This window comes from Nocardioides marmotae (assembly GCF_013177455.1).
Classification (GTDB): Bacteria; Actinomycetota; Actinomycetes; order Propionibacteriales; family Nocardioidaceae; genus Nocardioides; species Nocardioides marmotae.
Window position 1 is genome coordinate 2,615,795 of sequence record NZ_CP053660.1, and the last position, 23,152, is coordinate 2,638,946.

Below are 23,152 nucleotides of genomic sequence, written 5' to 3' on the forward strand. Positions count from 1 at the left end.
GCCGTGGCCACCACGACCGGCGAACCGCAATTGACCCCGATCAAGTTCTCGCGCCTGACGAGGCGCGGGGTACTGCTCGGACTGTCCGGACCCCAACTGCTTATGGCCAGCCTCGCGTCGGGCACCTTGATCATCGGCCTGTACGTCGGCGCCGTGATGATGACCTTCCCGATCATCCTGTCCTTCGTCGCACTGGCTTTCGTCGGCGTCGGAGGGCGCAAGCTCATCGAGTGGGCGCCGGTCGGCGCGCGGTGGCTCTGGCGAGACACCGGCGGGCAACTGCTGTACCGCCGTCGCACCGTGAAGCCGCGCCCCGCCGGCACGCTGGCGCTGCCAGGCGATGCCGCTCGGCTGCGTCAATGGGTCGACCCCGAGACCGCCGCCGTCATGATTCACGACCCACACGCAGCGACGCTGACCGCGATCGTCGGTGTCTCCCACCCCGCGTTCGTACTACTCGACCCGGCTGAGCAGGAGCGCCGCGTCGTCTCGTGGGGCCGCGTCCTGGCGACGGCATGCCGCTCCGGACGAATCGCCTCCGTCCAGGTGATGGAGCGGACACTGCCCGACTCAGGCAAGGGCCTCGCCGACTGGTGGGAGCAACACGGCAACCGCTCTCGCTCCTGGGCATCGACGACGTACGGCGAGCTCGTCGACCGCGCCGGCCCGGCCGGCGAGCGCCACGCGTCGACCGTCTCGATCTCCCTCGACATGAAGGTGGCCGGGCGAGCGATCCGGGCAGCCGGAGGAGGGCAGCGAGGGGCGGCCGCCGTACTCCGGCAGGAGATGGCGACCATGCTCGCGGCCCTCCGGTCCGCCGACCTCTCCCCCGGCGAATGGCTCACGCCCGGAGACCTCGCGCTGATCCTGCGATCGGCCTACGACCCCGCCGTCGCCGGTGCGCTCGAGCGCCAAGGCGACATCGGCCGAGACCTCGCTACCGCCGGACCCGTCGCGGTCACCGAATCGTGGGGCTTCTTGCGGAGCGACTCGGCGCACCACTGCGTCCTCTGGATCAGTGAGTGGCCGCGATCCCTCGTGTACCCCGGCTTCCTCGCACCCCTGCTGCTCTCCTCCGGCGTTCGTCGAACCTTCACGCTGCTCTACACGCCGATGCGCACCGACCGCGCAGCCCGCGACATCCGCAAGAAGAAGACCGAGTACATCTCGGATGCCGCCCAGCGGCAGAAGATCGGCCAGATCGAGGACGCCCAGCAAACCGCTGAGTACCAGGACGTTCTGCAACAGGAAGCCGACCTCACCGCAGGACACGGGGTCCTCCGCTGCACCGGGTTCGTCGCTGTTAGCGCTACCGATCCGGACGAGCTGGAGCGCGCCGTCGCCGCTATAGAGCAGGCGGCGATCCAAGCGTCATGCGAGACGCGCCGGCTCTGGGGGCAGCAGGCTCAGGGCTTCTCGGCGTCCGCCCTCCCCCTGGCCCGGCCGATCTGACCTTCGGACGCTGTTGGAGTTCTCCACAGATTCGCGAAAACCCGGACGGAGGCGCTCGCGCTGCGCCATCCTGGCTCTAGATCCCGCAGGAGACCCGAGACTCCTGCGGGATCTTCTATTCGGAGGCTCCGGGTCGTCCCCGCAAGCACCGCTCCTATTCGCTGGCCCTTGTCGGTGCCCTGCCGTAGTTGAGTCCCCGACATGCGAGCGAGTCGACGACCGATGCGTCGATGCCACATCCGGTCCAACTCACGCCCTGCTGCCGACGAGGCGAGTGCGCCATGTTGGTATCTCCGGTCCGTGAACACGCCCCGCCACGGTAGGCCGCAAGCGTAGGTCGATGACCGCGTGGCGTTCCGTCAGCGGCGACGGAGCGCCACACGCACCTTCTCGATGAGTACCGCTCGTCCAGGAGGATTCGATGCCCAGCTCCAACGACCCCGTCGTCGACGCCGACGAACTCCGGGAAGCCGTCCGCGGTCTCGCACACCCAACCCGATCGATCGACGACCCGACGGCGGTGTACCTGGTCCTCGGTGCCCTCAGCTCGGCACTCGCGTCGCTGAGTCAGTTGCTCCATCAACTCGGGGAGTTCCACGACGGGCCGACGCGCGAGCAGTGGACGAACGCCGACCCGAATGCAGGCCGCGCTGCGTCGTACGAGGTCTCGTGGGAGCTGCATCGCGCGGCTGAGATGGTCCACCATTCCGCTGACCGTGTCGACCGTGCGCACGAGGTCGAGGCGACCATCGCCTACGACATCGCCCACTGCCCGTTGCTCGCACCGGTCCCCCGGCCCCTGCAGGATCGCGAGGTGTCGTTGTGACCGGCTGGCAGGACGGCCGACTCCATTCGGCCGTACTGGTGTCCCCCGGACGTGAGCGCCGCAGGGACCGGAAGCTGCGCAAGGCCGCCGCCCGAGCCCGGCTGTCGGAGGACCGCGAAGCGCGGCGTAGCGAGGCGAAGCGAAAGGCCGACGCACTCACCACAGAGAAGCGTTCCGCCGTCACCCTTCCCCGAGCCGGAGAATCTGGCCCGGCAGCGCTCCGCACTCCCGGACGGTTCCGGCTGCCGCGGCATCAGGACACCTCGGCCACTCTTGCCGGCGCGTACCCGTTCCTCGCCGAAGGGGGTCTCGGCAGCGAGGGCGTCTTCGTCGGCCAGGACCTCTATTCCGGAAGTTCGTTCGTCTACGACCCGTGGATCCTCTACGCCCGCGGCCACATCACTGCCCCGAACCTCGTCCTCGCCGGCATTGTCGGCTCCGGCAAGTCCTGCCTCGCCAAGAGCCTCTACACCCGCTCGATCCCGTTCGGCCGCCGCGTCTACGTTCCCGGCGACCCCAAGGGCGAGCACACCGCCGTCGCCGAAGCGGTCGGCGGACGCGCCATTGCCCTGGGCCACGGCATGCCCAACCGGCTCAACCCGCTCGACCAGGGCCACCGTCCTTCCGGGTACGACGACGCGCAGTGGGGCAGCCAGATCGCATCCCGTCGCCGTGACCTCGTCGGAGCGCTCGCCGAGACCGTCCTCGAACGCCGTCTCACCCCGCTCGAGCACACCGCCGTCGACATCGCGATCGACCGCACCGTCCGCGGTGCGGACGTACCCGTGCTCCCCATGGTCGTCGACAGACTCCTCGCCCCCGACCCGGCCGACGATCCCGACGGCCGGCTCACCGAGGACGGGCGCCTCGTCGGCCACGCCCTGCGTCGCCTCGTCGCAGGCGACCTCGCCGGGCTCTTCGACGGACCCTCCACGGTCACGTTCGACCCGCGCCTCCCGATGATCTCCCTCGATCTGTCCCGCGTCACCGAGAACGCCACCCTCATATCGGTCCTGATGACCTGCGCCTCGGCGTGGATGGAGTCGGCTCTGCTCGACCCCAGTGGGGGCCAGCGCTGGGTCGTGTACGACGAGGCCTGGCGGCTCATGTCCCACCCCGCGTTGCTGCGGCGGATGGACGCCCACTGGCGCCTCGCGCGGCATTACGGCATCGCGAACATGCTGATCTTCCACAAGCTCACCGACCTCGACAACGTCGGCGACTCCGGCTCCGCCATGCGCGCTCTCGCCTCGTCGCTGCTCGCGAACGCGGAGACCCGCATCGTCTACCGCCAGGAAGCCGACCAACTCGGTGCGACCTCAGCAGCGCTCGGGCTCACCGGCACCGAGCAGTCCCTCATCCCCACCCTCGGCACCGGCCAGGGGCTGTGGCGCATCAAGAACCGCTCCTTCGCTGTCCAGCACCAGATGCACCCCGCCGAGCTCGAGCTCTTCGACACCACCGGACGCATGACGGGAGCCGGGGCATGACCACTCAAGCTCGGGGACGGGCGGCCCGCGAGGCCAAGCTCGAGGCCCTCCAGGAGCAGCTGTCCGAGTCCGTCGCGGCGCTCGTGACCGGTGAGGACTGGAAGCGCGCCCTGACCTTCTCAGCCCAGTTCCGAGGACGCAGCTTCGGGAACTCGATGCTGATCTCGGCGCAACACTTCGCGGCGTACAACGAGGGCAAGGTGCCTGAGCCGACCCCGACGTACGTCGCCGGATTCCACCAGTGGCTCTCGCTTGGGCGCAGCGTCGCGAAGGGCCAGCGCGGCTACGGCATCCTCGCACCAGTGACGGGCCGGTTCGCCTCGTCCACGCCGGACGACCGGAACTCCTGGCGACGACTGGCGCGCAACGAGAAGCCGATGTCTGGCGAGTACGCCCGCACCCGCATGGTCGGCGTCAAGCCGACCTATGTCTGGGACATCTCCCAGACCACGGGCGACCCTGTGCCCGAACTTCCCCGCCCCTCCCTGCTCCAGGGGCAAGCGCCAGATGGGCTGTGGGACGGGCTCGCCGACCAGATCACGTCCGCGGGCTTCGAACTCCGTCTCGTCTCTTCGGCTTCGGCGATCGGCGGCGCCAACGGCCTGACCGACTACCTCTCCCGCGAGGTCTCGATCCGCGTGGACATGGACGAAGCGGCCCAGGTCAAGACCCTCGCCCACGAACTCGGCCATGTCCTTCTCCACGCGCCGCCGGAGAGCGCCCTGTCGACCGAGTCCGCCGCCGACGCGACCTTGCACCGTGGGATAGCCGAGGTGGAAGCCGAATCCGTCGCGCTCATGGTCGGTGCCACACATGGGCTCGACACCTCTTCCTACACGGTGCCGTACGTGTCGACCTGGGCGGCGAGCGTCCTGGGCAACAACCCGGTCGAGGTCGTCCAATCGACTGCCGAACGCGTCCGCGCGACCGCGCTCGGCATCCTCGACAAGGTCGACACCCAGCAGGTCGGCGACGGCAACCCGCCTGGGCTCGACCGCGAAGCCCTCAGCCACCGGACCGGGACGGCTCCTGTCGTCACCGACGCACGGCGCGATGGGTCCGTGCTCGAACTATGAAGATCCCCGTCGTCCTGAGCATTGTTCACGTCGCCATCGACGCCGACGGCATGATGGCGGTCGACGTCGACGTCGACGGCGTCACGCGCGAATCCGAACAGCGCAGAACACGCGGTGACCTTCGCGCTGTCATCGACGAGATCACCTCCGAACTCGGCGCGCCCGTGCGCGTCGAGATACGCGAGGCCGACGGATCGACGTACTCCGACATCGCAACTCCCCCAGAATCCCCGGCACCAGCGGCGGCGGAGCCGCCACCCAACCCGTCTACTCCGGCGCTCGCAGGTGCCGGATTCCAGCCAGGCGAGGAGGTCGCACTGGCGTACGTCGTCGTACGCCAGAACGCCGATGCGGAAGGCAACGCTTCACTCAACCTCCCGCCCGCGCTTCTAGCTGCAACCCGCGGCGGGCTTGTGCTCCTCGGGATGAGCTCACGGACAGTCACCCCGTTCGAGGCGCCGGCATGAACCCCGCTGCACGTGGTGCGAATGACGAACTCGTGAACCTGGCACTCATCGGCCTCATGGCGGCATTCGTTCTCGCGCTCGTTCTCCGCTCCGCTGCATCGGCGGCGGCGGTAGCGACCGGTACGGCCATGCCCGAAAGCGGGATCGCGAGCAGCCTGCGTGTCCTCACCGATCCGGGCGAACCTGCGCGCGCCTTCGAAGCTCCCGGGTTGTCAGCGCTCGCCTATTGGAGCGTGGTGATGCTGTTCATCGGCGTCCTCGCGGCACTCGCCTGGCGCGTGTGGAGACTGGTCGCCCGCCTCCGGCACCGGACTGCTCGAGATCCTCACCGGATCCAGGGCACCGCAACCGCACGGGACATCGACACGACGGCGTCAAGGAAGGCCCTCGTACGACGCGCCGCCACCCTCCGCCCCTCGTTGCGGCACCCGAGGGCGACCGACGTCGGGTACCTGATCGGACGCAGCTGTGGCCGGGAGATCTGGGCGTCGGTCGAGGACTCCATCCTCGTCATCGGCCCCCCGCGCTCCGGCAAGGGCCTGCACCTCGTCATCAACGCCATCCTCAACGCGCCCGGCGCCGTCGTCACCACCTCCACCCGGCCGGACAACATCGCCGCCACCATCGACGCGCGCAAGGAACGCGGCCCGGTCGCCGTATTCGACCCACAGCACCTCACCGCGGGACTGCCCGCAGTCGGGGACAACGGAGTCCGGTGGTCCCCGATCCGCGGCTGTGAGCAGCCTCTGACCGCGATGATCCGCGCTTCAGGCCTGGCGTCGTCGACCGGGCTCTCCTCCGGCGGCACGGAGTCTGGCGGATTCTGGGAAGGCAAGGCCCGCTCCGCGATCCAGGCTTTGCTCCACGCCGCCGCGCTCGAGCACCTCCCGACTCGAGCCCTCTTCGAGTGGTCCCTGTCCGCCTCAGCAGCAACCGACGCCGTCGGCATCCTCGCCAGCCATCGCCACGCCGCCGCCGGATGGTCGGACTCGCTCGAAGGCATGATCAGCTCCGACCCGCGCACCCGCGACTCCATCTGGATGGCTGTCGCGCAAGCCCTCTCCTGCCTCGCCGACCCCGCCGTTCTGGACGCTGTCAGCCCGGCGGCCGGCGAGGCGTTCGACCCTCGTGACTTCCTCACCAAGAACGGCGCGCTCTACCTGCTCGCCACGGGTGCGGGCGCGGGTGCCTCGTGGCCGCTCGTCGCTGCGTTCATGGAGGACCTCACCGAGGTCGCGCGCCACCTCGCCGCCGCGTCACCCGGCGCACGCCTGGACCCTCCCGTCCTCATGGCCCTCGACGAGATCGGCAACCTCGCCCCACTCCCCTCCCTGCCCGTCCTGATGGCGGAAGGTGGCGGAACCGGCATCACCACCATGCCTGTGCTCCAGTCGCTCGCCCAGGCCCGCAACAAGTGGGGCGACCATGCCGCCAGCACCATTTGGGACGCCTCGATCGTCAAGGTCATCCTCGGCGGTGCCTCCGCCTCGCGCGACCTTCAGGAGCTGTCGGTGTTGGTCGGCGAACGCGAGGAGCGCTCAGACACCACGAGCATCGGCGACTATGGCCAGCGATCGCTCCAGCGATCGACCCGCCGAGTCCCGGTCATGCCACCGGAGCGGATCCGAACCCTGCCGTTCGGCACCGGCCTCGTTCTTCTCCGCAGCGCCCCGCCGATCATCGTCGACCTCCGACGCTGGACGTCTCGGTAGCCAGGCGCGGGGCGGCCGCATTTCGGCCCAGAATGGGCGCCCCCCGAAAGCGCGAAGGTTTGTCCCTCACTGGGTGCGTCGAACCGACATGAATGTCACATCAGGTGGAGGCGCTTTAGCAGGCTCGCAAGTTGCGTTGGCTCGTAAGCGTTTCCGAAGTCGGGATGGATGTTTTGCTTGGCCGGGTCGAGCCCCAGCCACACTTGTGTCGGTGTGTTGAGCCCGATGAAGGCGCGAGCTGGTGGCACGTCGCCACGTTCCAGGCGCTCGTGCTCAGGCGAGTAGGGCGCGTCCTTCATCAGACACACGTCGAGCGTTCCATCAGTGGCGTGTACGCGGAGAACTAGAAGGGCGGTGAACGGCCCGGTACCGACTTCGCGGTCGTTGTCTCCGGTCGAAGGTCCGTCCGGCCAAGGGGTCTCGTAGTGCCATATTGCTCCCATGCCCGGCACGAAGTCGGCCGCCGTCAGCACTGGCCGAGTCCGGGCGGAGTCGGCGTAGCCCTTTGCCTCGGACGCTATCCACCGCGCGTCAGCCTCGGTGAGAGGAAACTCTGCCGTGGAGCCGATCCTGTCCAGAACGCCCTCGATGAAGTCGTCGTCTTCCGAGTCAACTGCCTCGTCCATTAGTCCCCAGTCGACCTCTGAGCCAGGCAACTCCGACTTCACCGCGCCTCCCGCGACTTCCATCATCGAGGCACGAAGAAAGGAACGGTCAGATCGGGAAAGCTCACAGGCGTCGTGCACGGCGTACAGCCGCTTGAGCAGTGAGTCCTGATGTCCAGCATCCAGTGCCTTGAACGAAGGCGCGTAGCGCAAGAGAGACAATCGGTGTGCATATCGCTGCGTGGGCATCAGCGGAATCCTAGGGCCTGGGCGTCACGGGCGACAGTGTCGCCTTCTCTCGCGCAGCCGACGCGCGCCAACCGGTGAGTGAACCGTCACGGATTCTCTGCCGCTCCTACACGGGTGCGGCTCTCGGTTGAGGGCAGCGTAGTAGTCCCGCTCGTGCTCGGCTACCGCGTGCAGGCCCATAAATTGGGAGACACCGGAGTCGTCGTCTCGGTCCTTGTTCGTCGGCATTGGGCGCCGCTGGCTGCCCCCTTGAGCATGCGTCTTTTCGCGCGATATGGGCTCCGCTCCGACAGTATTGTCCTCACGCTCGCACCTAACTCTTGACCGCAGTTCGCACGATGGGCTGCCCAACTCAGGAGTCATCGATGTCTATCCCTACCCAGATGAGCCTCGTCGGCTTCATCGCCTCAGCGCCCGAGTTGCACTTCACCAGGGCTGGCGACGAGTGCTGTCGCGTCCGCGTCGGAATCGAGCAGTGGCGCAAGGAGGTCGACGGGAGCTTCACCAAGCTCGACCCGACGTTCCACGACATGGTCGCCTTCGAGAGCACGGCCCGCGAGACCTACGCACGGTTCCGCAAGGGCGACTCGTTCGTCGCGAGCGGCTACATCCACGAATACGAGGTCGAGAGCCGCGACGGCGCCAGCGTCATCAAGGAAGAGTTCGTCGCCAAGAGGATCGGCCACAACGCCAACAAGACCGACTACGTGGTCCAGCGTGGACGCCACGCCGCATCCGAACGGCCGCTCTCACCGGTCCCCGAGCGGCCGCCCATCGCGATCTGAGCGGCCGCCAGTCATGGGCATGCACGACGAGCCCGACCGCGGTGTCACCGACCTTCTCGAGCGTCCGCCGGAGTCGATCAACTGGAATCTCCTCGCGTCCGAGGACGCTGACCGCGAGTGGCATGACCTTGACGCCTGGGTGACCTGGCTGAAGGTCTCCTTCGGACTGCCGCCATCGATCGTTCCGCCGTACTGGCATCGCCACGACGAGCTCGTGTGGGAACTCTCGGCGCTGCACACCCACTGGCTCAGCTGCTATCACGAGTCCGCGAGCCCCTCCGCCCCGATCGCGTGGATGCGCGACTTCGCCGACGCCCGGCATCGGCTGCGGGACTGGGTCTCGACGTGCGGCACCCGCCTCGATCGTGACCGTCCGACCCGCCAGACCGTCTGGCCCGGCGAACAGGACGTGGAACTCGGCGGCGAGATCTCCATCGCCGACCGACGTCAAGACTTCGAGGAGGTCGTTCGAGCCGACGTTCTCAGACGCAGGGCCGCCGAGGCCATGGCCAGCCGAGCCCTGCTCGGCTGACCCAGATCCGCCCCTGGGTGCCGCTGCGCACCTGGATTCCACAGGCATTCCAATCACCGGCGACGTGGCTCGACAGCGCGGCGATGGTGGCGCTCCACCCAGGAAAGGAGTCGATCGTGCTTCTCCCCCACGCACTCACCTTGGCGCAAGCGCGCTCCTACCTCGCTGCGCTCGCCGATCAGGCATCGACCATCGACGCCTCATCGGCATACGAGCGCGTCCTCATCGAACTAGATCGTATCCACGGAGACGAGTGCCCATCGGCCGACGCCGTAGGGCTAACTGAAGACCGCGCCGTTTTGCTGGCTATCGCCACATCAGCGCTGGAAGCGCTCGAGCAGCACGGCGTCGACCCGCTCACAGTGGAGCTCGTCCTCGCGATGCTCGATGACGCATACGCCTTGGACGGCACCTGATGTACGGGGAGACCGGCGCGGCGATGCGTGCCGAGTTCGCGGCACTTCTCCGGCAGCACCGCGTCCAGCAACGGCTCGTAGGGACGACGGCCGAGGAGCGTGAGGAACTCGGTGGTCTGATCCGAACCTACCGCCAGAGTGTCATCGTCTGGCTCAGCCAAGCCATGCGCGCCGCAAGCCCACTGGCGTTCTCAAACATGCCGCCGGCACAGCCGAATCCGTTCAGATCGGTCGGTGTAAGCAGCGCACATCTGACAGCGGCCGGCGAACTGGCGCGCGCGCTCGATCTCGCCCGACAGCAATCGACCGCGCGCCCGGGGTCAACTGATGAGCTGGCCACGCCGAACGCCAACCCGATGGTGGACCGATGGCGTCGTGCCGCCCGTGCAGCGGCCCTCGCGGAGCACGACACGAGTGAGCAGGTGTCCGCGCAGATGACCGCGCCCCAGGCTCAGGCTCTCGTCGGCGACGTCGCCGCGCTGACCCAGGCACTGGTTGTCCTCGACCAGCGATACAAGAACACACCCGGTTGGGAGCCGCTCGCCCAGAGCGCTCGTCTCGGCTGGGCTTCACTGGCTGCGGCCCTCGACGTGAACCTCGGCCAACCTGACTACGCGGTCGATCATCTCGGCTGGCGACCGAAGACGAAGGTCATCACCGGCCCGGCGCGTCCAGGGATCCTCGGTGTAATCCAGGCCCAGCACAACCTCGTGATCCGGATGAAGTCCGTGCCCAACGCGACCAACCTCCGCCTGATCGTGGACTCCCAACGCCTCGTCTCCACGCACCTCGCGCCGTACGCCGCCCGCATCGACGAACGTCTCGCCGAGCGATGGAGCACGCGCGCCGACACCTACTCGGTCATGCAGAAGCAGCTACGCGAGGTCGGTGGCCTTCTCGGAAGGGGCGGACTGGCCGTGGCCGAAGGTGCGAATGCCGTCACCCGACTGAAAGCCCTCCCCAAGGACACCATCCTTGAGCCACGTGTCCTCTCGGGGTTCCAATTGCTGTTCCACCGCCTCGACGACCGCATCGCCGACGTCATCGAAGACGGGGTCGAGCATGGCGCCTTCTTCAAGCGCGTGACGCTCCCGCGCCTCGTGGGCGGCGGCGGGCAACTGGTCCACCCGGTTCGTGAACGCTTCGTCCCAATCACGTCGGCGACCGATCTCGCAGTGGTGAAGACCGTGCGCGAGCGACTACGCCCCAAGGACGAACCGCCCGAGGCCACCCCGGGACCGACGCGAGTCGACCTCCACTCCGCGCTGATCCATCGCCCGATCAAAGGACGGGCTGTCGAAGTCCCGAACATCTGACCCCGGACCACCGGCTCGCGCCGGCGGGGCCCGTGCACCTAGGAAGTGATGCCGACCAAGGGAGAGCAAATGTCCACCGACATGAGCACGTCAGACACCGTCGTCTCGATGGTCCGAGATCCGTTCGTGAACACGGACGACGCCTGCGGCTATCTCGGCGTGCCGAAAGCGACTCTGCTGACATGGCGCGTTCGCCGCCCCGGTTACGGCCCGCGCGCTGTACCCATCCAGGTCCCCGACGACTGGGACTACCGAGGACTCATCACCGTCGAAGAGTTCCGCGACCTCATCCGCACCCCCCATCGCACCGTCCGCGACTGGCGCCGACGTGGCGTCGGCCCCCGCTGGGCCCGCTTCGACGGCTGCGGCCGCCTCTACATCACCGCCGCCGAAACCCGCCGGTTACTCATCTCCGCCACCACGAGCAGCCGCTCGATCCACATGCCCGGCCAGGAGAAGCCCCGTGGCTAGAAAGCGAGAACTCCCCGTCTACGTCAGCCTCGACGAAGCCGCCGAAATCATGTCCCTGTCCACCCGGACCATCCGCCGCCGCATCAGCGACGGCACCATCCCCGCCTACCAATGCGGGCGACGCTCCATCCGGCTACGACTCGACGAACTCGAATCCGCACTGCGCCGAATCCCCTCAGCTCGGCGGTGACCGTGATGGACGACGGCAATCCGCGATTGCACTCGGGGGCCCGCCGACTCGCCAGAACTACTCGCGCTGCCCCAGAGTCCGGATGAACGGAGAACTCATCGTCCGCGAGCCTGCCAGGACGTGGTTCTTCTATCCGCCGAGCCGGACGATCTCGGTCGCCAGCTCGACCAACGAGTCGGCTCTCCGTACCAGCGGCTCGGCCTTCGCACCGGTGATGAGGTTGGTGCCGTACTCGACGTCCCCCTTGACCGCGAGCAGCTCGGGTAAGGCGCGCTCAGCAGTCGTTGCGGCTGGGCACTCGGCCCGTCCCAGGAGGAACGGGCCGAGCCTGTGATCTACGGACCTTCGTAGCATGCGTTCCGCGTGGTTCCTAGAGATCGGAAGCTCTATGGGGCCTGGGGATCCTGGGTCCGTCACTGGTCGTCACTGGGCGAGCTCACGCCAACCGGCTGAGCCACAAAATTCAGCCTCCGGAATCTCCGGGGCGGTTCAGAAGTCCCTGTCCTAGTTACCTAGGCCATCGTCGGCCTAGGTAACCCCCTACGTAGTGCCGAGGTCCTCACGGGGCCGCACCGGCGCCACGGGTCAGCTCAGCTTCACCTCGGCGAGCTGGCGGCGCGACGTGATGCCGAGCTTGCGGAAGATGTTGCGCAGGTGGGCCTCGATCGTGCGCGGGCTGAGGAACAGCGCCGCACCGACCTCCTTCGAGGTCGCACCCGTGGCCACGAGTCGGGCGACCTGAAGCTCCTGCTCGGTGAGCGCATCCGCCGCCTGGGCGTCGCGCCGGCGCGGGTGCTCGCCCGTGGCCCGCAACTCGCGCGCGGCCCGCTCGGCAAACCCCGCGGCACCCATCTCCGCGAGCATCCTGTGAGCCGTGCGCAGCTGCTCGCGCGCGTCCTGACGGCGGCCCTCCCGACGCAGCCACTCCCCGTAGAGCAGATGGGCGCGAGCGAGGTGGCCGGCCGTCCGCGGCTTGGCCAGGTGCTCGATCGCCTCTCGATAGAGCGCCTCGGCCTCCGATCCGCTGCTGACGAGCGCCCGCGAGCGCGCCGCCAACCCCAGGCCCCACGAGGTGCCGCTGGCCTGAGCGCGCGCGGTGAGCTCAGCCAGCGCCTCGGCGGCGAGCTCTGGCCGGCCCTGGCGGCACGCGGCCTCGACGAGCTCGGGGTGGGGCAGACTGCCGAGGGACAGCTCGGAGGCCTGGAAGGACTGCAATGCCACCTCGAGTGCCGCCGCATAGTCTCCGTGGCCGTTGTGCAGTACCGACATGGCGTACGTGGTCATGAGGCGCTCGGTGCGCTGAGCGGGGCCTTCGGACCCTCGCTCCACGCTCGCTCGGAGCTCGGACGCCTCCTCGGTGGCCCCGCGCCACGCGGCGAGGATCAGATGGGCGTGCAGCTGCGGCAGGGCTCGCGACGGCGCCAGGATCGAGGTCTGGCCCGCCACCAGTTCCGCGCGGGCCAGATCACCGGAGAGCACCGCCATGAGCGACTGGATGAGCAGGGCAGTCGGCAACGTCGCCAGCGCGCCCGCCTCGCGGGCGAGCGCCACGTGCCGGTCGGCCAGCGCGTTGACGAGGTCGTCGTCGAACAACGCTATGGCCGTCCGGCTGGCCAACCCCAGCCAGCGGCGGCTGCCGTCCAGATCGGCACTCGACTCGAGCGCGACCATCGCATCCAGTGCCCTGCGGAGCTCGGGGACGCTGGCTTCGTAGCCTTTCGTGTACATGGTCGTCAGCCCGTCGAGCAGCAGGTCCGCCAGCTGCGGTGGCGTCGGCGCAGGTGGAGCATTCAACGCCGCCTCGGCCGCGACCCGCGGGCCCCATCCCGGTTCCACACCACCGGTGACGATCGCTCCGTCCAACGCGTCGAGGTACGTCTCACGGGAGAGCACCGGGTCGAGAGGAGCCAGCCCCGCGGCGACCGCCAACAACGCCTTGGGCGGGCTGCCGTGCCGGGCCTCCTGGTAGTCCATCCGGGTGCGCAGAAGAACGGCGCGAGCGTGGTCGAGAGGTTCGAGGTTGACGTCGACGGCAACCTCGATCAGTCGCCGGGCCTCGTCGAACGATCCGGCCTCGTACTTGGCGAGTGCCGCGGCGAGCGAACGCTTCGCGCGCAGCACAGGATCCGGCGTCAGCTCGGCCGCGCCCTGCAAGAACGCCGCGGCCGCCGCCAAGCCACCCCGGGATCGAGCGCGAACGGCCGACGCCTCGAGCTCGGCCGCGACCTGCTCGTCGACCCCCTGCACCGCCTGCGCACGGTGCCAGGCGCGGCGATCGGGATCGGACGCTACGGTGGCCTCGGCCAACGCGCGATGCACCCGTCGATGGTCCTGGGGGTTCGCCGCCTGGTACACGGCCGATCGAACGAGCGGATGGGCGAATCGCACCCGGGCCGGACCGATCTCCAACAGTCCGGCCGATTCGGCTGCCACCGCTGCCTGGACGTCGAGATCCAACCGGGCCGCGGCGCGCTCCAGCAGCGCCGGATCGCCGGTGGGCTCGGCCGCCGCGATCAGCAGCAGCTCCTGCGTGTCGGTAGGAAGGTCCCGGGAGCGTCTCCGGAAGCTGTCCTCGATGCGCCGCGGGACACCCGCGACGTACGGCAAGGCATAGCCTCCGGCCAGCCGCTCGGGTCGCGCGCTGCGGGGCAGCTCCAGCAGGGCCAGCGGATTGCCGCGCGCCTCCGCGATGATCTGATCGCGCACGCTCTTGTCCATCGTCACGTTGGTGACCGACTCCAGGAGCTGGCGCGACTCCGCATCAGAGAGCCGTCCCACGTGGATCTCCGCCAGACCCCGGAAGGGATCGTGATGGTCCCCTTCGGTCTCGCGGCGGCCGAACAGCAACGCCACTCGCTCGGCGGACAACCGACGCGCCACGAAGGCCAGGACCTGGGCCGAGGCCTGGTCGAACCACTGCACGTCGTCGACGACGCACAGCAGCGGCTGCTCGTCAGCGGCATCGGACCAGAGGTTGAGGACGGCGAGACCGACCAGGAACAGGTCGGGGGCGGGGCCGGTCTGCCACCCGAGGGCCACGAGGAGCGCCTCGCGCTGCGGATCGGAGAGGATGTCCGCGCGGCGCAGCAGTGGAGCACACAACTGGTGCAACCCCGCGAACGCGAACTCGGTCTCGGACTCCACCCCGCTCGCGGACACCACCTGGAACTGCTCAGCACCGAGATCGCGGGCCAGCTCGAGGATCGCCGTCTTGCCGATGCCGGCCTCCCCGCGCACCACGAGAACACCGCTCTGGCCGGCGTGAGCGCAGTCGAGGAGCAGCCTCACCGCCTCGTACTCTCGGCGTCTACCCAGCAGCTGTTTCACGATCGTCGTCTCCGTCCGTGGGCGGGCGTCCACCGGCTCGCGCTCCAGCTCTGGTGCGCAGACTAACGGTCGCGCGGGAGAACGTGCTCCCCAAATAGGGTTCCGGCTCGTTCGTGAGCTTGCCGCCGACGGGTTCGCCGTCGCGGTGACGTGCCGGGTTTGGGCGTGTCGACGTCGGGCGGGATCCATCCACGGTCAGCCGCGATCTCAAGCGCGGCACCGGCACCAGGGGCTACAAGGCCTCGGTTGCCCAATCCTCGGCGGACCGGGGTCGACGCGCGCGGCGGAGCTCGAAGCTGGCCACCAACCTGGCGCTACGGCGCGAGGTCGCGACTCGACTGCAGCGACGCGAGAGTCCCGAACAGATCGCTGGCAGACTCAAACTCGACCTCCGACCAACCGGAGGGGTCTACTGCACTGATGGGTGACAGCTGGTCTGCGTCGGCCGGAGTCAGGCCTACGCACTGGGCCTAGGACGTCGGGCTGGGAGCAAGGCGCTCCGTGGCCGCCCGATAGTCAGGCACGATCAGCTTGCGGTTGATGCAGTGCGACTCGGTCACGGCCTTCGAGGTGTGGCCGAGCGGGTTTCTGCCCGCCTCGACGTCGTACACCTCGTCGGTCCCGGTCCCGGTCGCGGGCGCAGGACCTCAGTGCGCGGACCAGCAGTGCGCTGCTAGAGGCGATCACACCGCAAGGGACAGCGGACCCTCAGTGCGGCGCTCACAAGACGGATCGGCGCTGTTCCCTCGTTGTTCCCCGCGGAGAAGCGAATCTGGAAAACATGCCTCTGACCTGCGGAAACACGGTGGGCGATACTGGGTTCGAACCAGTGACCTCTTCGGTGTGAACGAAGCGCGCTACCACTGCGCCAATCGCCCGTGCGCGCACCCTGCGGTGCGGCCGAAACTGTAGCCCATGGGCCGGCGCCCCTCACAACCGGCGCTCCGATGGCGAGGTCGGGGCCGGGCTCGACCTGGGGCGGGCCGGGCCGGGTCGTGTGGTCGAGCACGCGCGTGGTCGCGTGCCTGGGCACACGACCGCCCCCGACCTGCCCGCCCACGACAGCCCGCAACGACGGCCCGCAACCACCGGTCGCCAGGTCACGGCGACGCTCGTCGGGCCGATCGCTCGACCAACGGGGGCCCAACAAGCCTCCACGAGGCCCGCCAGAGCCTGCGTCGTACCCAGCGGCGAGGGACGGACCGTGGACCGCCGGCCGGAAAACCGCGCCGTTCCGGGCTGCGACACGTCGAGGGGACCCCGATTTTGCGGCCCCCTGGGGTTCGGCTAATGTTCTTCTCGCACGCCGGCCCCGGCCGGAAGCAAGCGGACGTAGCTCAGTTGGTAGAGCGCAACCTTGCCAAGGTTGAGGTCGCGAGTTCGAGCCTCGTCGTCCGCTCAAAGGTCTTTCCACCGGTCCTTCCATGGAAGGACCAGCACCAGCACGGTGGGTTGGCCGAGAGGCGAGGCAACGGACTGCAAATCCGTCTACACGGGTTCAAATCCCGTACCCACCTCGGAGAACAGAACTCCATACTTGGGCGATTGGCGCAGTGGTAGCGCGCTTCCTTGACACGGAAGAGGTCACTGGTTCAAACCCAGTATCGCCCACCAGATCGAACCCCCAGGCCCTCGGCCTGGGGGTTCGCTGGTTCTCGGGGTGCGTCTCCCCCGCCCGCGGGACACCGGCCCCGCACGCCGGGGCGCGCGCCCCTCACCCAGCAGTACGCCGGGTGGGGACCGACCAGCGCACGGAGGTGCCGCGGCCGGGGGCGGAGGTGATGTCGCAGTCCCCGCCGAGCTCGCGGGCCCGCTGCCGCAGGTTGCGCAGCCCGCTCTCCCGGGTGTCGGGGGGCAGGCCGCGCCCGTCGTCGGCCACGGTCAGCACGACCTCGCGGCCGACCTCGAGGTGCACGTCGACGGCGTGCGCATCGGCGTGCCGGGCGGCGTTCGAGAGCGCCTCGCCGAGCACCGCCAGCAGGTGCGGCGCGACCTCGGCGGGCACGAGCGTGCGCACCGGGCCCTCGAACCGCAGCGTGGGCCGCACCTTCATCGTCTGGGCGGCGCGGTCGACCATCCGGGTGACCTCGGCCTGCAGGTCCGAACGGGCGTCGGTCGAGCCGAGGGCGAAGATCGAGCGACGGATGTCCTTGATCGTGGCGTCGAGCTCGTCGACGGCCTCCTCGACCCGGGCCGCGAGCTCGGGCTGCTCGAGCTGGCGGGCGGTGCCCTGCAGGCCCAGCCCGACCGCGAAGAGCCGCTGGATGACCAGGTCGTGCAGGTCCCGGCCGATCCGGTCGCGGTCCTCGAAGACCGCGAGCCGCTGCTGGTCGGCGCGGGCGCGGGCCAGCTGGAGGGCCACGGCGGTCTGCTCGGCGAACGTCGTCGGCAGGGAGAGGTCGAGGTCCTGGTGGCGGTGGGCGTGCTCGGGGCACCAGCCGAGCACCAGGACGCCGTAGGACTCATCGGGGGTGCGCAGCGGCACGGTCACCGCGGGGCCGAGCGTCGGCCAGCCCGGCGCGGTCAGCCCGGCTTCGGACGCGTCCGGCACCGCGGAGGGCTCGTCGCTCACCGGGTGCGCGCCGACGGGCGCCGGGATCGCGGGCTGCCGGGTGCCCGGATGGTCCGGGTGGCCTGGCGAGGCCGCCACGACGGTCGGGTGCTCGGGGGTGCCCGCGACGACCCAGACGAGGTCGGCACCGGCGGCCTCGCGGGCGAGGGTCACCACCGCCTGGAGCGCGTCGTCGGCGACCTCGTCGGAGGGGACGCCCCGCGGGTCGGCGTTGGAGAGCAGGGCGGTCACGTCGGCGGTCGCGGCGAGCCACCGCTGGCGCAGCGCCGCCTCGCCGTAGAGCCGGGCGTTCTCGATCGCGACACCGGCGGCGGCCGCGAGGGCGACCACGACCTCCTCGTCGGTCTCGGTGAAGTCGACCCCGCCCTCCTTCTCGGTCAGGTAGAGGTTGCCGAAGACGCGGTCGCGGATGCGCACCGGGACCCCGAGGAAGGAGCTCATCGGCGGGTGGCCTGGCGGGAAGCCGTACGACGCCGGGTGCTGGGTCAGGTCGTGCAACCGCAGCGGCTCGGGCCGGTCGATGATGTGGCCGAGGATCCCGTGCCCGCGCGGCAGCTGGCCGATGGTGTGCACCACCTCGGTGCCCATCCCGTGGTGGACGAAGGTGCTCAGCGGGCGGTTCGGCCCGCAACCGATCACGCCGAGCGCGGCGTACCGCGCCCCGACCAGCCGGCTGGCCACCTCCACGATCCGCGAGAGCACCCCGTCCAGCGACAGGTCGGCCCCCATCGTGACGACCGCGTCGAGGAGCAGCCGCAGCCGCTCCTGCTCGTCGATGACGCCTTGCACGCGCCCGAGCATCTCGCGCAGCAACTCGTCGAAACCGGCCGATCGCAGGTCGGTCGTCTCGTCCTCCGCCATGCCCTGCACGCTAGCGCCTCGGGACCTTGGTCCCCACTCGAGCAGGACGTTGCCCCCTCCCGGCGCCCCGGCGCACGCCCGAACGTGGCGCCATGAGCACCCCCGCGAGAGCCGAGCTGCACACCCTGTCCCCCGCCGAGTGCTGGGCGCTGCTCGCGAGCCGCGAGATCGGCCGGGTGGCCTGGTCGGGGCCCGCGGGCCCGACGGTCCTCCCGGTGAACTACGGGATCGCCGAGGACGCGGTGTGGATCCGCACCTCGGCGTACGCCGCGCTGGTGCGGGAGGCCGACGAGAGCCCGGTGGCCTTCGAGGTCGACGACGTCGACCCGGCCGCTCACGCCGCGTGGAGCGTGCTGGTGCGCGGGACCGCTCACGTGCGGTTCCCCGACGACCGAGGGCCCACCCCGCCGGAGGTGGAGACCTGGCCGGCCGGACCCCGCCCGCTCTGGGTCGTGGTCGTCCCCAGCGAGATCACCGGCCGCCGGCTGCCGCCGGTCGAGGACTGAGGACTGAGAACTGAGGACTGGGGATTGAGGACTGGCGACTCGGAGCTGTCGAGGGCTGGGGCTCAGCGCTGGTTCTTGGTGGCGTAGATCGCCGCCTGCGTGCGGCTCTCGAGCCCGAGCTTGGCCAGCATCGAGGAGACGTAGTTCTTCACCGTCTTCTCCGCGAGGAACAGCTTCTCGCCGATCTGGCGGTTGGTCAGCCCCTCGGCGATCAGGTCCAGGATCTTCTGCTCCTGGCCGGTGAGCCGGTCGCGGCCCTCGTCGGACGGCGGGCCCGTGCGCAGCCGCTCGAGGACCTGCGCGGTCACCGCGGGGTCGAGCATCGACTGCCCGTCGGCGACGCGGCGCACGGAGTCCAGCAGGTCGGTGCCGCGCACCTGCTTGAGGATGTAGCCGGCCGCGCCGGCCATGATCGCCGCGAACAGCGCCTCGTCGTCGTCGTACGACGTCAGGATCAGCGCCCGGATCGAGGAGTCGCGCGAGCGCACCTCGCGGCAGACGTCGATGCCGGAGCCGTCCGGCAGCCGGCCGTCGAGGATCGCCACGTCCGGGCGCAGCGCCGGGATCCGCGCCGTGGCCTCCTCGGCGAGGCCGGACTCGCCCACGACCTCGATGTCCCCCTCGCTCTCCAGCAGCTCGCGGATGCCGCGCCGGACGATCTCGTGGTCGTCCAGCAGGTACACGCGGATCTTGGGGGGAGTCGCCTCGGCCATGGGACCGCAACCTACCCTCTCGGCCCCCTCACTGCCGAGGCTGTTGGACCCCCCTACCCGGGACCTTCGTCCCTGCCGCACGGGCCGGACGGGGCGCACGCTGGCAGACCACGCCCCTGTTCGTCTCTGGAGAGCACCTATGCCGTCGCACGCCACGCGCACCGAGCTCGCCGCGCTCGTCGGGCTCGCCTGCCGCGCCCCGAGCGTGCACAACACCCAGCCGTGGCTGTGGCGGGTGGAGGCCGGCGCGACGCGGGACACCGGCACGGTCGAGCTGTACGCCGACCCCGCGCGCCGCCTGCCCGCGGCCGACCCCACCGGGCGCAACCTGCTGCTGAGCTGCGGCGCCGCCCTGCACCACCTGCGCGTCGGCGCCGCCGCGCACGGCTGGCGGGCCGAGGTCGAGCGGATCCCCGACCCGAGCCGCCCCGACCTGCTGGCCTCGGTCTCCCTGGTGCGCGACGAGGTCGCCCCCAGCGCGGCCCGGGACCTCTCGGCGATCGCCGCCCGGGTGACCGACCGGCGCCGGTTCACCTCCTGGCCGGTCCCGGACGCGCGGCTGGAGCACCTGGCACAGATCGGCTCGCTCGAGGGGGCCGAGGTGGTCCCCCTGCTGGACCTCACCCGCCGGCACCGGATCGACCTGCTCTTCGCCCGCGCCCGGGTGCAGCAGGCCGGCGACCTGCGGCTGCGCGAGGAGCAGCGGCTGTGGATCCACCACTCCCTGCGTGACGGGATCCCCGCCGCGGCGGTGCCGGCCGGAGCCGGGAGCCGCTTCGACGACGCCCTGCTCCCCGACCCGTCGGCCGACCCCGCCGACACCAGCTACGACGTCAGCTGCAACGCCAGCTGCAACGCCGCCTACGACACCGGCCTCGACGACCCGTTCCTCACGGAGCCGGCGGTCGACCGGAGCGCGGTCGCGACCAGCGACGGGATGCTCATCGTGTCGACGCCCGACGACGGTCCACTGGACCAGCTGCGGGCCGGTGAGGCGCTGAGCGCGCTGTGGCTGCGCGCCACCACCGACCGGCTCTCGGTGGTGCCGCTGAGCCAGGTCATCGAGGTCGAGGAGACCCGGGAGGCGCTGCGCCACCAGGTGCTCGACGGCACGACCCACCCCCAGCTCGTCGTCCGGCTCGGGTGGCAGGAGATCGCCCGGAGCACGCTGCCGCGCACCCCTCGCCGCGACCTCGACGACGTCCTGCTGCACTGAGCCCCGGGGCCCGGCCCGGCCGGGCCCCTCGGGTCAGGCCGGCTGCGCCAGCTCGACCTCGAGCAGCCCGCGCAGGCGCAGCAGCCCGTCGCGGATGCGTCCCTTGACGGTGCCGAGCGGCACGCCCAGGAGCCCGGCGACCTCCCGGTGGGTGTGGCCGCCGAAGTAGGCCAGCTCGAGGGCCTGGCGCTGCCCGACCGGCAGCGCCGCGAGCGCGCGGCGTACCTCGGCCGCGTCGAGCGCGGCCTGGACCGCGGCGACGGTGACGTCGTGCTCGCGGACGACGCCGAGCCGGGCATCGGCCAGGTCCCGGCGCCGGGTCGCCTCGCTCGAGCGGACCCGGTCGACCGCGCGCCCGTGGGCCAGCGTCATCACCCACGCGAGGGCGGAACCTCGCGCCGGGTCGAAGCGCGAGGCCGTCTGCCACACCTGGAGCAGCACCTCCTGGGTGACCTCCTCGGCCTGGTGCACGTCGCGCAGCAGCCGGTGGGCGACGCCGAGCACGCGGGGCGCCACCACCTCATAGACCTGGGCGAACGCCGTGGCGTCGCCCCGGCCGACCGCTGCCAGGTGGTCCTCCAGCGAGGCCGGGCCCCACTCCTGCTTGCGCTGCGGCACGCCGCTCCTCCCCCTCCATGCCCGCGTCAATTTCACTGACGCGCAATCAACTTGTGCACAAGGTACCCGGTCGAGGCGCGGGCACGCGGCGGTCCGTGCCGGTGGGTGGACGAGACCCGTGACGGGCCCGACGGCCTCCGGTCACGAGAAGGAGAGGACCAAGGTCCCGGCACCCGGGGACCCTGGCCCATGCCGCAACACGAGCCTCGATTCCTACGGTGGTCGACGCCGGACTCCCGGCGTGCTCACCCCATCAGGACCACCCCAGGAAGAGGGACCGTGGACCCGCTCGACATCGCACGGTGGCAGTTCGCCATCACGACCGTCTACCACTTCATGTTCGTGCCGATCAGCATCGGCTTGTCGGCCATGGTGGCCGGCTACCAGGTGGCCTGGTTGCGCACCGGCAACACCCAGTGGTTACGGCTCACCCGCTTCTTCGGCAAGCTCTTCCTGATCAACTTCGCCATCGGCGTGGTCACCGGCATCGTCCAGGAGTTCCAGTTCGGCATGAACTGGAGCGACTACAGCCGCTTCGTCGGCGACGTCTTCGGCGCACCGCTGGCCATCGAGGGCCTGCTCGCGTTCTTCCTCGAGTCCACGTTCCTCGGCCTGTGGATCTTCGGCTGGGACCGGCTCCCCGCGAAGCTGCACAACGCCTGCATGTGGCTGGTCCACCTCGGCACGCTGTTCTCCGCCTACTTCATCCTGGCGGCCAACTCCTGGATGCAGAACCCGGTCGGGTACGCGTTCAACCCCGAGACCGGACGCGCGGAGATGAACGACTTCGCCGCGGTGATGTTCAACAAGGTCCAGCTGGTGACCTTCCCGCACGTCGTGCTGGCGGCGTACATGACCGCCGCCGCGTTCGTCGTCGGCATCGCGTTCTGGCACATGCGCCGCGAGCAGGCCGTCGACGCGACCAGCGACGAGACGAGCATGTGGCGCAAGGCCACCCGGACCGGCGCCTGGATCGTGCTGGTCACCGGCATCGGGGTCGCCGCGGTCGGCGACATCCAGGGCAAGGTCATGACCGAGGTCCAGCCGATGAAGATGGCCGCGGCCGAGGCGCTCTACGAGACCGAGCAGCCGGCGTCGTTCTCGGTGCTGACCATCGGCACGCCGGACGGTGAGCACGAGAAGTTCGCCATCACGATCCCCCGCCTGCTGTCCTTCCTCGCGACCGGCACCACCGACGGGGAGGTCAAGGGCATCCGCGAGCTGCGCGAGCAGTACAAGGAGACCTACGGCCAGGACCCCGGCGCCGCCTACTACTCCGCCGGCGACTACACGCCCAACATCCCCACGACGTACTGGACCTTCCGGTTCATGATGGGCCTGGGCTTCCTCGCCATGGGCGTGGCGACCTGGCTGCTCTGGGCGACGCGCAAGGGCCGGGCCCCCGCCGGGCGGCTGCTCTACCTCGCGGTCGTGCTGCTCCCCTTCATGCCGCTGTTCGCCAACTCGATGGGCTGGATCTTCACCGAGCTCGGTCGCCAGCCCTGGGCGGTCTTCGGGCTGATGACCACCGCCTCGGCCGTCTCCCCCGGCGTCAGCGCCACCGAGATGCTGATCTCGCTGATCACGCTCACCGCCGTCTACGGCGTCCTGGCGATCGTCGAGGTCCGCCTGCTCCTCACCTACATCCGCAAGGGCGCCGACCCGGTGACGGAGGACGACCTGCCCAAGGTCCGCTCCGACGACGACGCCGACAAGCCCTTCGCCTTCGCCTACTGAGCCGACCCGGCACCT

Annotated in this window: 20 protein-coding genes and 4 tRNA genes; 18 read left to right on the forward strand and 6 right to left on the reverse strand. The window is 69.9% G+C overall.

Going from position 1 to position 23,152, the window contains the following annotated elements:
* The first annotated feature begins 3 nt into the window (after positions 1 to 3).
* The 6 genes from HPC71_RS12590 to HPC71_RS12615 all read left to right on the forward strand — a co-directional run bounded on the left by HPC71_RS12590 (position 4) and on the right by HPC71_RS12615 (position 7,023).
* Positions 4 to 1,452, forward strand: a complete 1,449-nt coding sequence (locus tag HPC71_RS12590) for an SCO6880 family protein (protein WP_171896760.1) — start codon at positions 4 to 6, stop codon at positions 1,450 to 1,452.
* A gap of 421 nt (positions 1,453 to 1,873) precedes the next feature.
* Entirely contained in the window at positions 1,874 to 2,278 is a 405-nt protein-coding gene (locus HPC71_RS12595; RefSeq protein ID WP_154617128.1) for a hypothetical protein, read from the forward strand.
* Positions 2,279 to 2,316: 38 nt separating this feature from the next.
* Positions 2,317 to 3,768, forward strand: a complete 1,452-nt coding sequence (locus tag HPC71_RS12600) for an ATP-binding protein (RefSeq protein WP_253943706.1) — start codon at positions 2,317 to 2,319, stop codon at positions 3,766 to 3,768.
* The gene (locus HPC71_RS12605) at positions 3,765 to 4,844 is read left to right on the forward strand and encodes an ArdC-like ssDNA-binding domain-containing protein (protein ID WP_154617126.1); all 1,080 of its coding nucleotides are present in this window, start codon (positions 3,765 to 3,767) and stop codon (positions 4,842 to 4,844) included. The genes HPC71_RS12600 and HPC71_RS12605 overlap by 4 nt, the downstream gene beginning before the upstream one ends.
* Positions 4,841 to 5,311, forward strand: coding sequence for a hypothetical protein (locus tag HPC71_RS12610; RefSeq protein ID WP_154617124.1), 471 nt, complete (start codon positions 4,841 to 4,843; stop codon positions 5,309 to 5,311). The genes HPC71_RS12605 and HPC71_RS12610 overlap by 4 nt, the downstream gene beginning before the upstream one ends.
* Positions 5,308 to 7,023, forward strand: a complete 1,716-nt coding sequence (locus HPC71_RS12615) for a type IV secretory system conjugative DNA transfer family protein (protein ID WP_154617122.1) — start codon at positions 5,308 to 5,310, stop codon at positions 7,021 to 7,023. Before HPC71_RS12610 ends, HPC71_RS12615 begins: the two co-directional genes overlap by 4 nt.
* 95 nt (positions 7,024 to 7,118) lie before the next feature.
* Here the strand turns inward: HPC71_RS12615 and HPC71_RS12620 are convergent, their stop codons facing one another.
* On the reverse strand, positions 7,119 to 7,877 hold the full coding sequence (locus HPC71_RS12620) for a hypothetical protein (protein ID WP_154617120.1): 759 nt from the start codon (positions 7,875 to 7,877) through the stop codon (positions 7,119 to 7,121).
* 383 nt (positions 7,878 to 8,260) lie between these two features.
* Between HPC71_RS12620 and HPC71_RS12625 the strand changes: the two genes are divergently transcribed.
* From HPC71_RS12625 to HPC71_RS12650, 6 genes are all read left to right on the forward strand, one after another.
* Positions 8,261 to 8,662 (forward strand): single-stranded DNA-binding protein, encoded by a 402-nt coding sequence (locus tag HPC71_RS12625; protein WP_230084672.1) that lies wholly within the window; start codon positions 8,261 to 8,263, stop codon positions 8,660 to 8,662.
* Positions 8,663 to 8,681: 19 nt separating this feature from the next.
* The gene (locus HPC71_RS12630; protein WP_230084671.1) at positions 8,682 to 9,194 is read left to right on the forward strand and encodes a hypothetical protein; all 513 of its coding nucleotides are present in this window, start codon (positions 8,682 to 8,684) and stop codon (positions 9,192 to 9,194) included.
* Between the two features lie 17 nt (positions 9,195 to 9,211).
* On the forward strand, positions 9,212 to 9,610 hold the full coding sequence (locus tag HPC71_RS12635; RefSeq protein WP_230084670.1) for a hypothetical protein: 399 nt from the start codon (positions 9,212 to 9,214) through the stop codon (positions 9,608 to 9,610).
* Positions 9,610 to 10,926, forward strand: coding sequence for a hypothetical protein (locus HPC71_RS12640; protein ID WP_154617114.1), 1,317 nt, complete (start codon positions 9,610 to 9,612; stop codon positions 10,924 to 10,926). Before HPC71_RS12635 ends, HPC71_RS12640 begins: the two co-directional genes overlap by 1 nt.
* Before the next feature lie 69 nt (positions 10,927 to 10,995).
* On the forward strand, positions 10,996 to 11,397 hold the full coding sequence (locus tag HPC71_RS12645; RefSeq protein ID WP_154617112.1) for a hypothetical protein: 402 nt from the start codon (positions 10,996 to 10,998) through the stop codon (positions 11,395 to 11,397).
* Positions 11,390 to 11,587: a helix-turn-helix transcriptional regulator gene (locus tag HPC71_RS12650; protein ID WP_257866261.1), complete on the forward strand. Its 198-nt coding sequence runs from the start codon at positions 11,390 to 11,392 to the stop codon at positions 11,585 to 11,587. Before HPC71_RS12645 ends, HPC71_RS12650 begins: the two co-directional genes overlap by 8 nt.
* Positions 11,588 to 12,172: 585 nt before the next feature.
* On the opposite strand, the gene HPC71_RS12655 is transcribed toward HPC71_RS12650, so the two are convergent.
* Positions 12,173 to 15,103, reverse strand: coding sequence for a helix-turn-helix transcriptional regulator (locus tag HPC71_RS12655; RefSeq protein WP_154617110.1), 2,931 nt, complete (start codon positions 15,101 to 15,103; stop codon positions 12,173 to 12,175).
* 617 nt (positions 15,104 to 15,720) lie between these two features.
* Positions 15,721 to 15,792: transfer RNA gene (locus tag HPC71_RS12660), tRNA-Val, on the reverse strand.
* Positions 15,793 to 16,240: 448 nt separating this feature from the next.
* Here HPC71_RS12660 and HPC71_RS12665 point away from each other — a divergent pair.
* The 3 genes from HPC71_RS12665 (at position 16,241) to HPC71_RS12675 (ending at position 16,528) form a co-directional block, all read left to right on the forward strand.
* Positions 16,241 to 16,313 (forward strand) — tRNA-Gly (locus HPC71_RS12665).
* 47 nt (positions 16,314 to 16,360) lie between these two features.
* Positions 16,361 to 16,431 (forward strand) — tRNA-Cys (locus HPC71_RS12670).
* Between the two features lie 22 nt (positions 16,432 to 16,453).
* Positions 16,454 to 16,528 (forward strand) — tRNA-Val (locus tag HPC71_RS12675).
* Between the two features lie 100 nt (positions 16,529 to 16,628).
* On the opposite strand, the gene HPC71_RS12680 is transcribed toward HPC71_RS12675, so the two are convergent.
* Positions 16,629 to 18,347, reverse strand: coding sequence for a sensor histidine kinase (locus HPC71_RS12680; protein ID WP_154617108.1), 1,719 nt, complete (start codon positions 18,345 to 18,347; stop codon positions 16,629 to 16,631).
* Between the two features lie 92 nt (positions 18,348 to 18,439).
* Here HPC71_RS12680 and HPC71_RS12685 point away from each other — a divergent pair, with 92 nt between their 5' ends.
* Positions 18,440 to 18,853: a pyridoxamine 5'-phosphate oxidase family protein gene (locus HPC71_RS12685; RefSeq protein WP_154617106.1), complete on the forward strand. Its 414-nt coding sequence runs from the start codon at positions 18,440 to 18,442 to the stop codon at positions 18,851 to 18,853.
* Positions 18,854 to 18,915: 62 nt separating this feature from the next.
* Here the strand turns inward: HPC71_RS12685 and HPC71_RS12690 are convergent, their stop codons facing one another.
* On the reverse strand, positions 18,916 to 19,566 hold the full coding sequence (locus HPC71_RS12690; RefSeq protein ID WP_154617104.1) for a response regulator: 651 nt from the start codon (positions 19,564 to 19,566) through the stop codon (positions 18,916 to 18,918).
* Positions 19,567 to 19,705: 139 nt separating this feature from the next.
* Here HPC71_RS12690 and HPC71_RS12695 point away from each other — a divergent pair, with 139 nt between their 5' ends.
* Positions 19,706 to 20,782 (forward strand): Acg family FMN-binding oxidoreductase, encoded by a 1,077-nt coding sequence (locus tag HPC71_RS12695; RefSeq protein WP_154617102.1) that lies wholly within the window; start codon positions 19,706 to 19,708, stop codon positions 20,780 to 20,782.
* Between the two features lie 33 nt (positions 20,783 to 20,815).
* On the opposite strand, the gene HPC71_RS12700 is transcribed toward HPC71_RS12695, so the two are convergent.
* The gene (locus HPC71_RS12700) at positions 20,816 to 21,400 is read right to left on the reverse strand and encodes a sigma-70 family RNA polymerase sigma factor (RefSeq protein ID WP_171896762.1); all 585 of its coding nucleotides are present in this window, start codon (positions 21,398 to 21,400) and stop codon (positions 20,816 to 20,818) included.
* A 279-nt stretch (positions 21,401 to 21,679) separates the two neighbouring features.
* Here HPC71_RS12700 and HPC71_RS12705 point away from each other — a divergent pair, with 279 nt between their 5' ends.
* Entirely contained in the window at positions 21,680 to 23,137 is a 1,458-nt protein-coding gene (locus HPC71_RS12705) for a cytochrome ubiquinol oxidase subunit I (protein WP_171896763.1), read from the forward strand.
* Positions 23,138 to 23,152: the final 15 nt, after the last annotated feature.

Bases quoted from the DNA above. Each gene is read 5' to 3' on its own strand.
- HPC71_RS12595 (WP_154617128.1), top strand. From the start codon at position 1,874: ATGCCCAGCTCCAACGACCCCGTCGTCGACGCCGACGAACTCCGGGAA.
- HPC71_RS12605 (WP_154617126.1), top strand. From the start codon at position 3,765: ATGACCACTCAAGCTCGGGGACGGGCGGCCCGCGAGGCCAAGCTCGAG.
- HPC71_RS12610 (WP_154617124.1), top strand. From the start codon at position 4,841: ATGAAGATCCCCGTCGTCCTGAGCATTGTTCACGTCGCCATCGACGCC.
- HPC71_RS12615 (WP_154617122.1), top strand. From the start codon at position 5,308: ATGAACCCCGCTGCACGTGGTGCGAATGACGAACTCGTGAACCTGGCA.
- HPC71_RS12620 (WP_154617120.1), bottom strand. From the start codon at position 7,877: ATGCCCACGCAGCGATATGCACACCGATTGTCTCTCTTGCGCTACGCG.
- HPC71_RS12625 (WP_230084672.1), top strand. From the start codon at position 8,261: ATGAGCCTCGTCGGCTTCATCGCCTCAGCGCCCGAGTTGCACTTCACC.
- HPC71_RS12630 (WP_230084671.1), top strand. From the start codon at position 8,682: ATGCACGACGAGCCCGACCGCGGTGTCACCGACCTTCTCGAGCGTCCG.
- HPC71_RS12640 (WP_154617114.1), top strand. From the start codon at position 9,610: ATGTACGGGGAGACCGGCGCGGCGATGCGTGCCGAGTTCGCGGCACTT.
- HPC71_RS12645 (WP_154617112.1), top strand. From the start codon at position 10,996: ATGTCCACCGACATGAGCACGTCAGACACCGTCGTCTCGATGGTCCGA.
- HPC71_RS12655 (WP_154617110.1), bottom strand. From the start codon at position 15,103: ATGGATCCCGCCCGACGTCGACACGCCCAAACCCGGCACGTCACCGCG.
- HPC71_RS12680 (WP_154617108.1), bottom strand. From the start codon at position 18,347: ATGGCGGAGGACGAGACGACCGACCTGCGATCGGCCGGTTTCGACGAG.
- HPC71_RS12685 (WP_154617106.1), top strand. From the start codon at position 18,440: ATGAGCACCCCCGCGAGAGCCGAGCTGCACACCCTGTCCCCCGCCGAG.
- HPC71_RS12690 (WP_154617104.1), bottom strand. From the start codon at position 19,566: ATGGCCGAGGCGACTCCCCCCAAGATCCGCGTGTACCTGCTGGACGAC.
- HPC71_RS12695 (WP_154617102.1), top strand. From the start codon at position 19,706: ATGCCGTCGCACGCCACGCGCACCGAGCTCGCCGCGCTCGTCGGGCTC.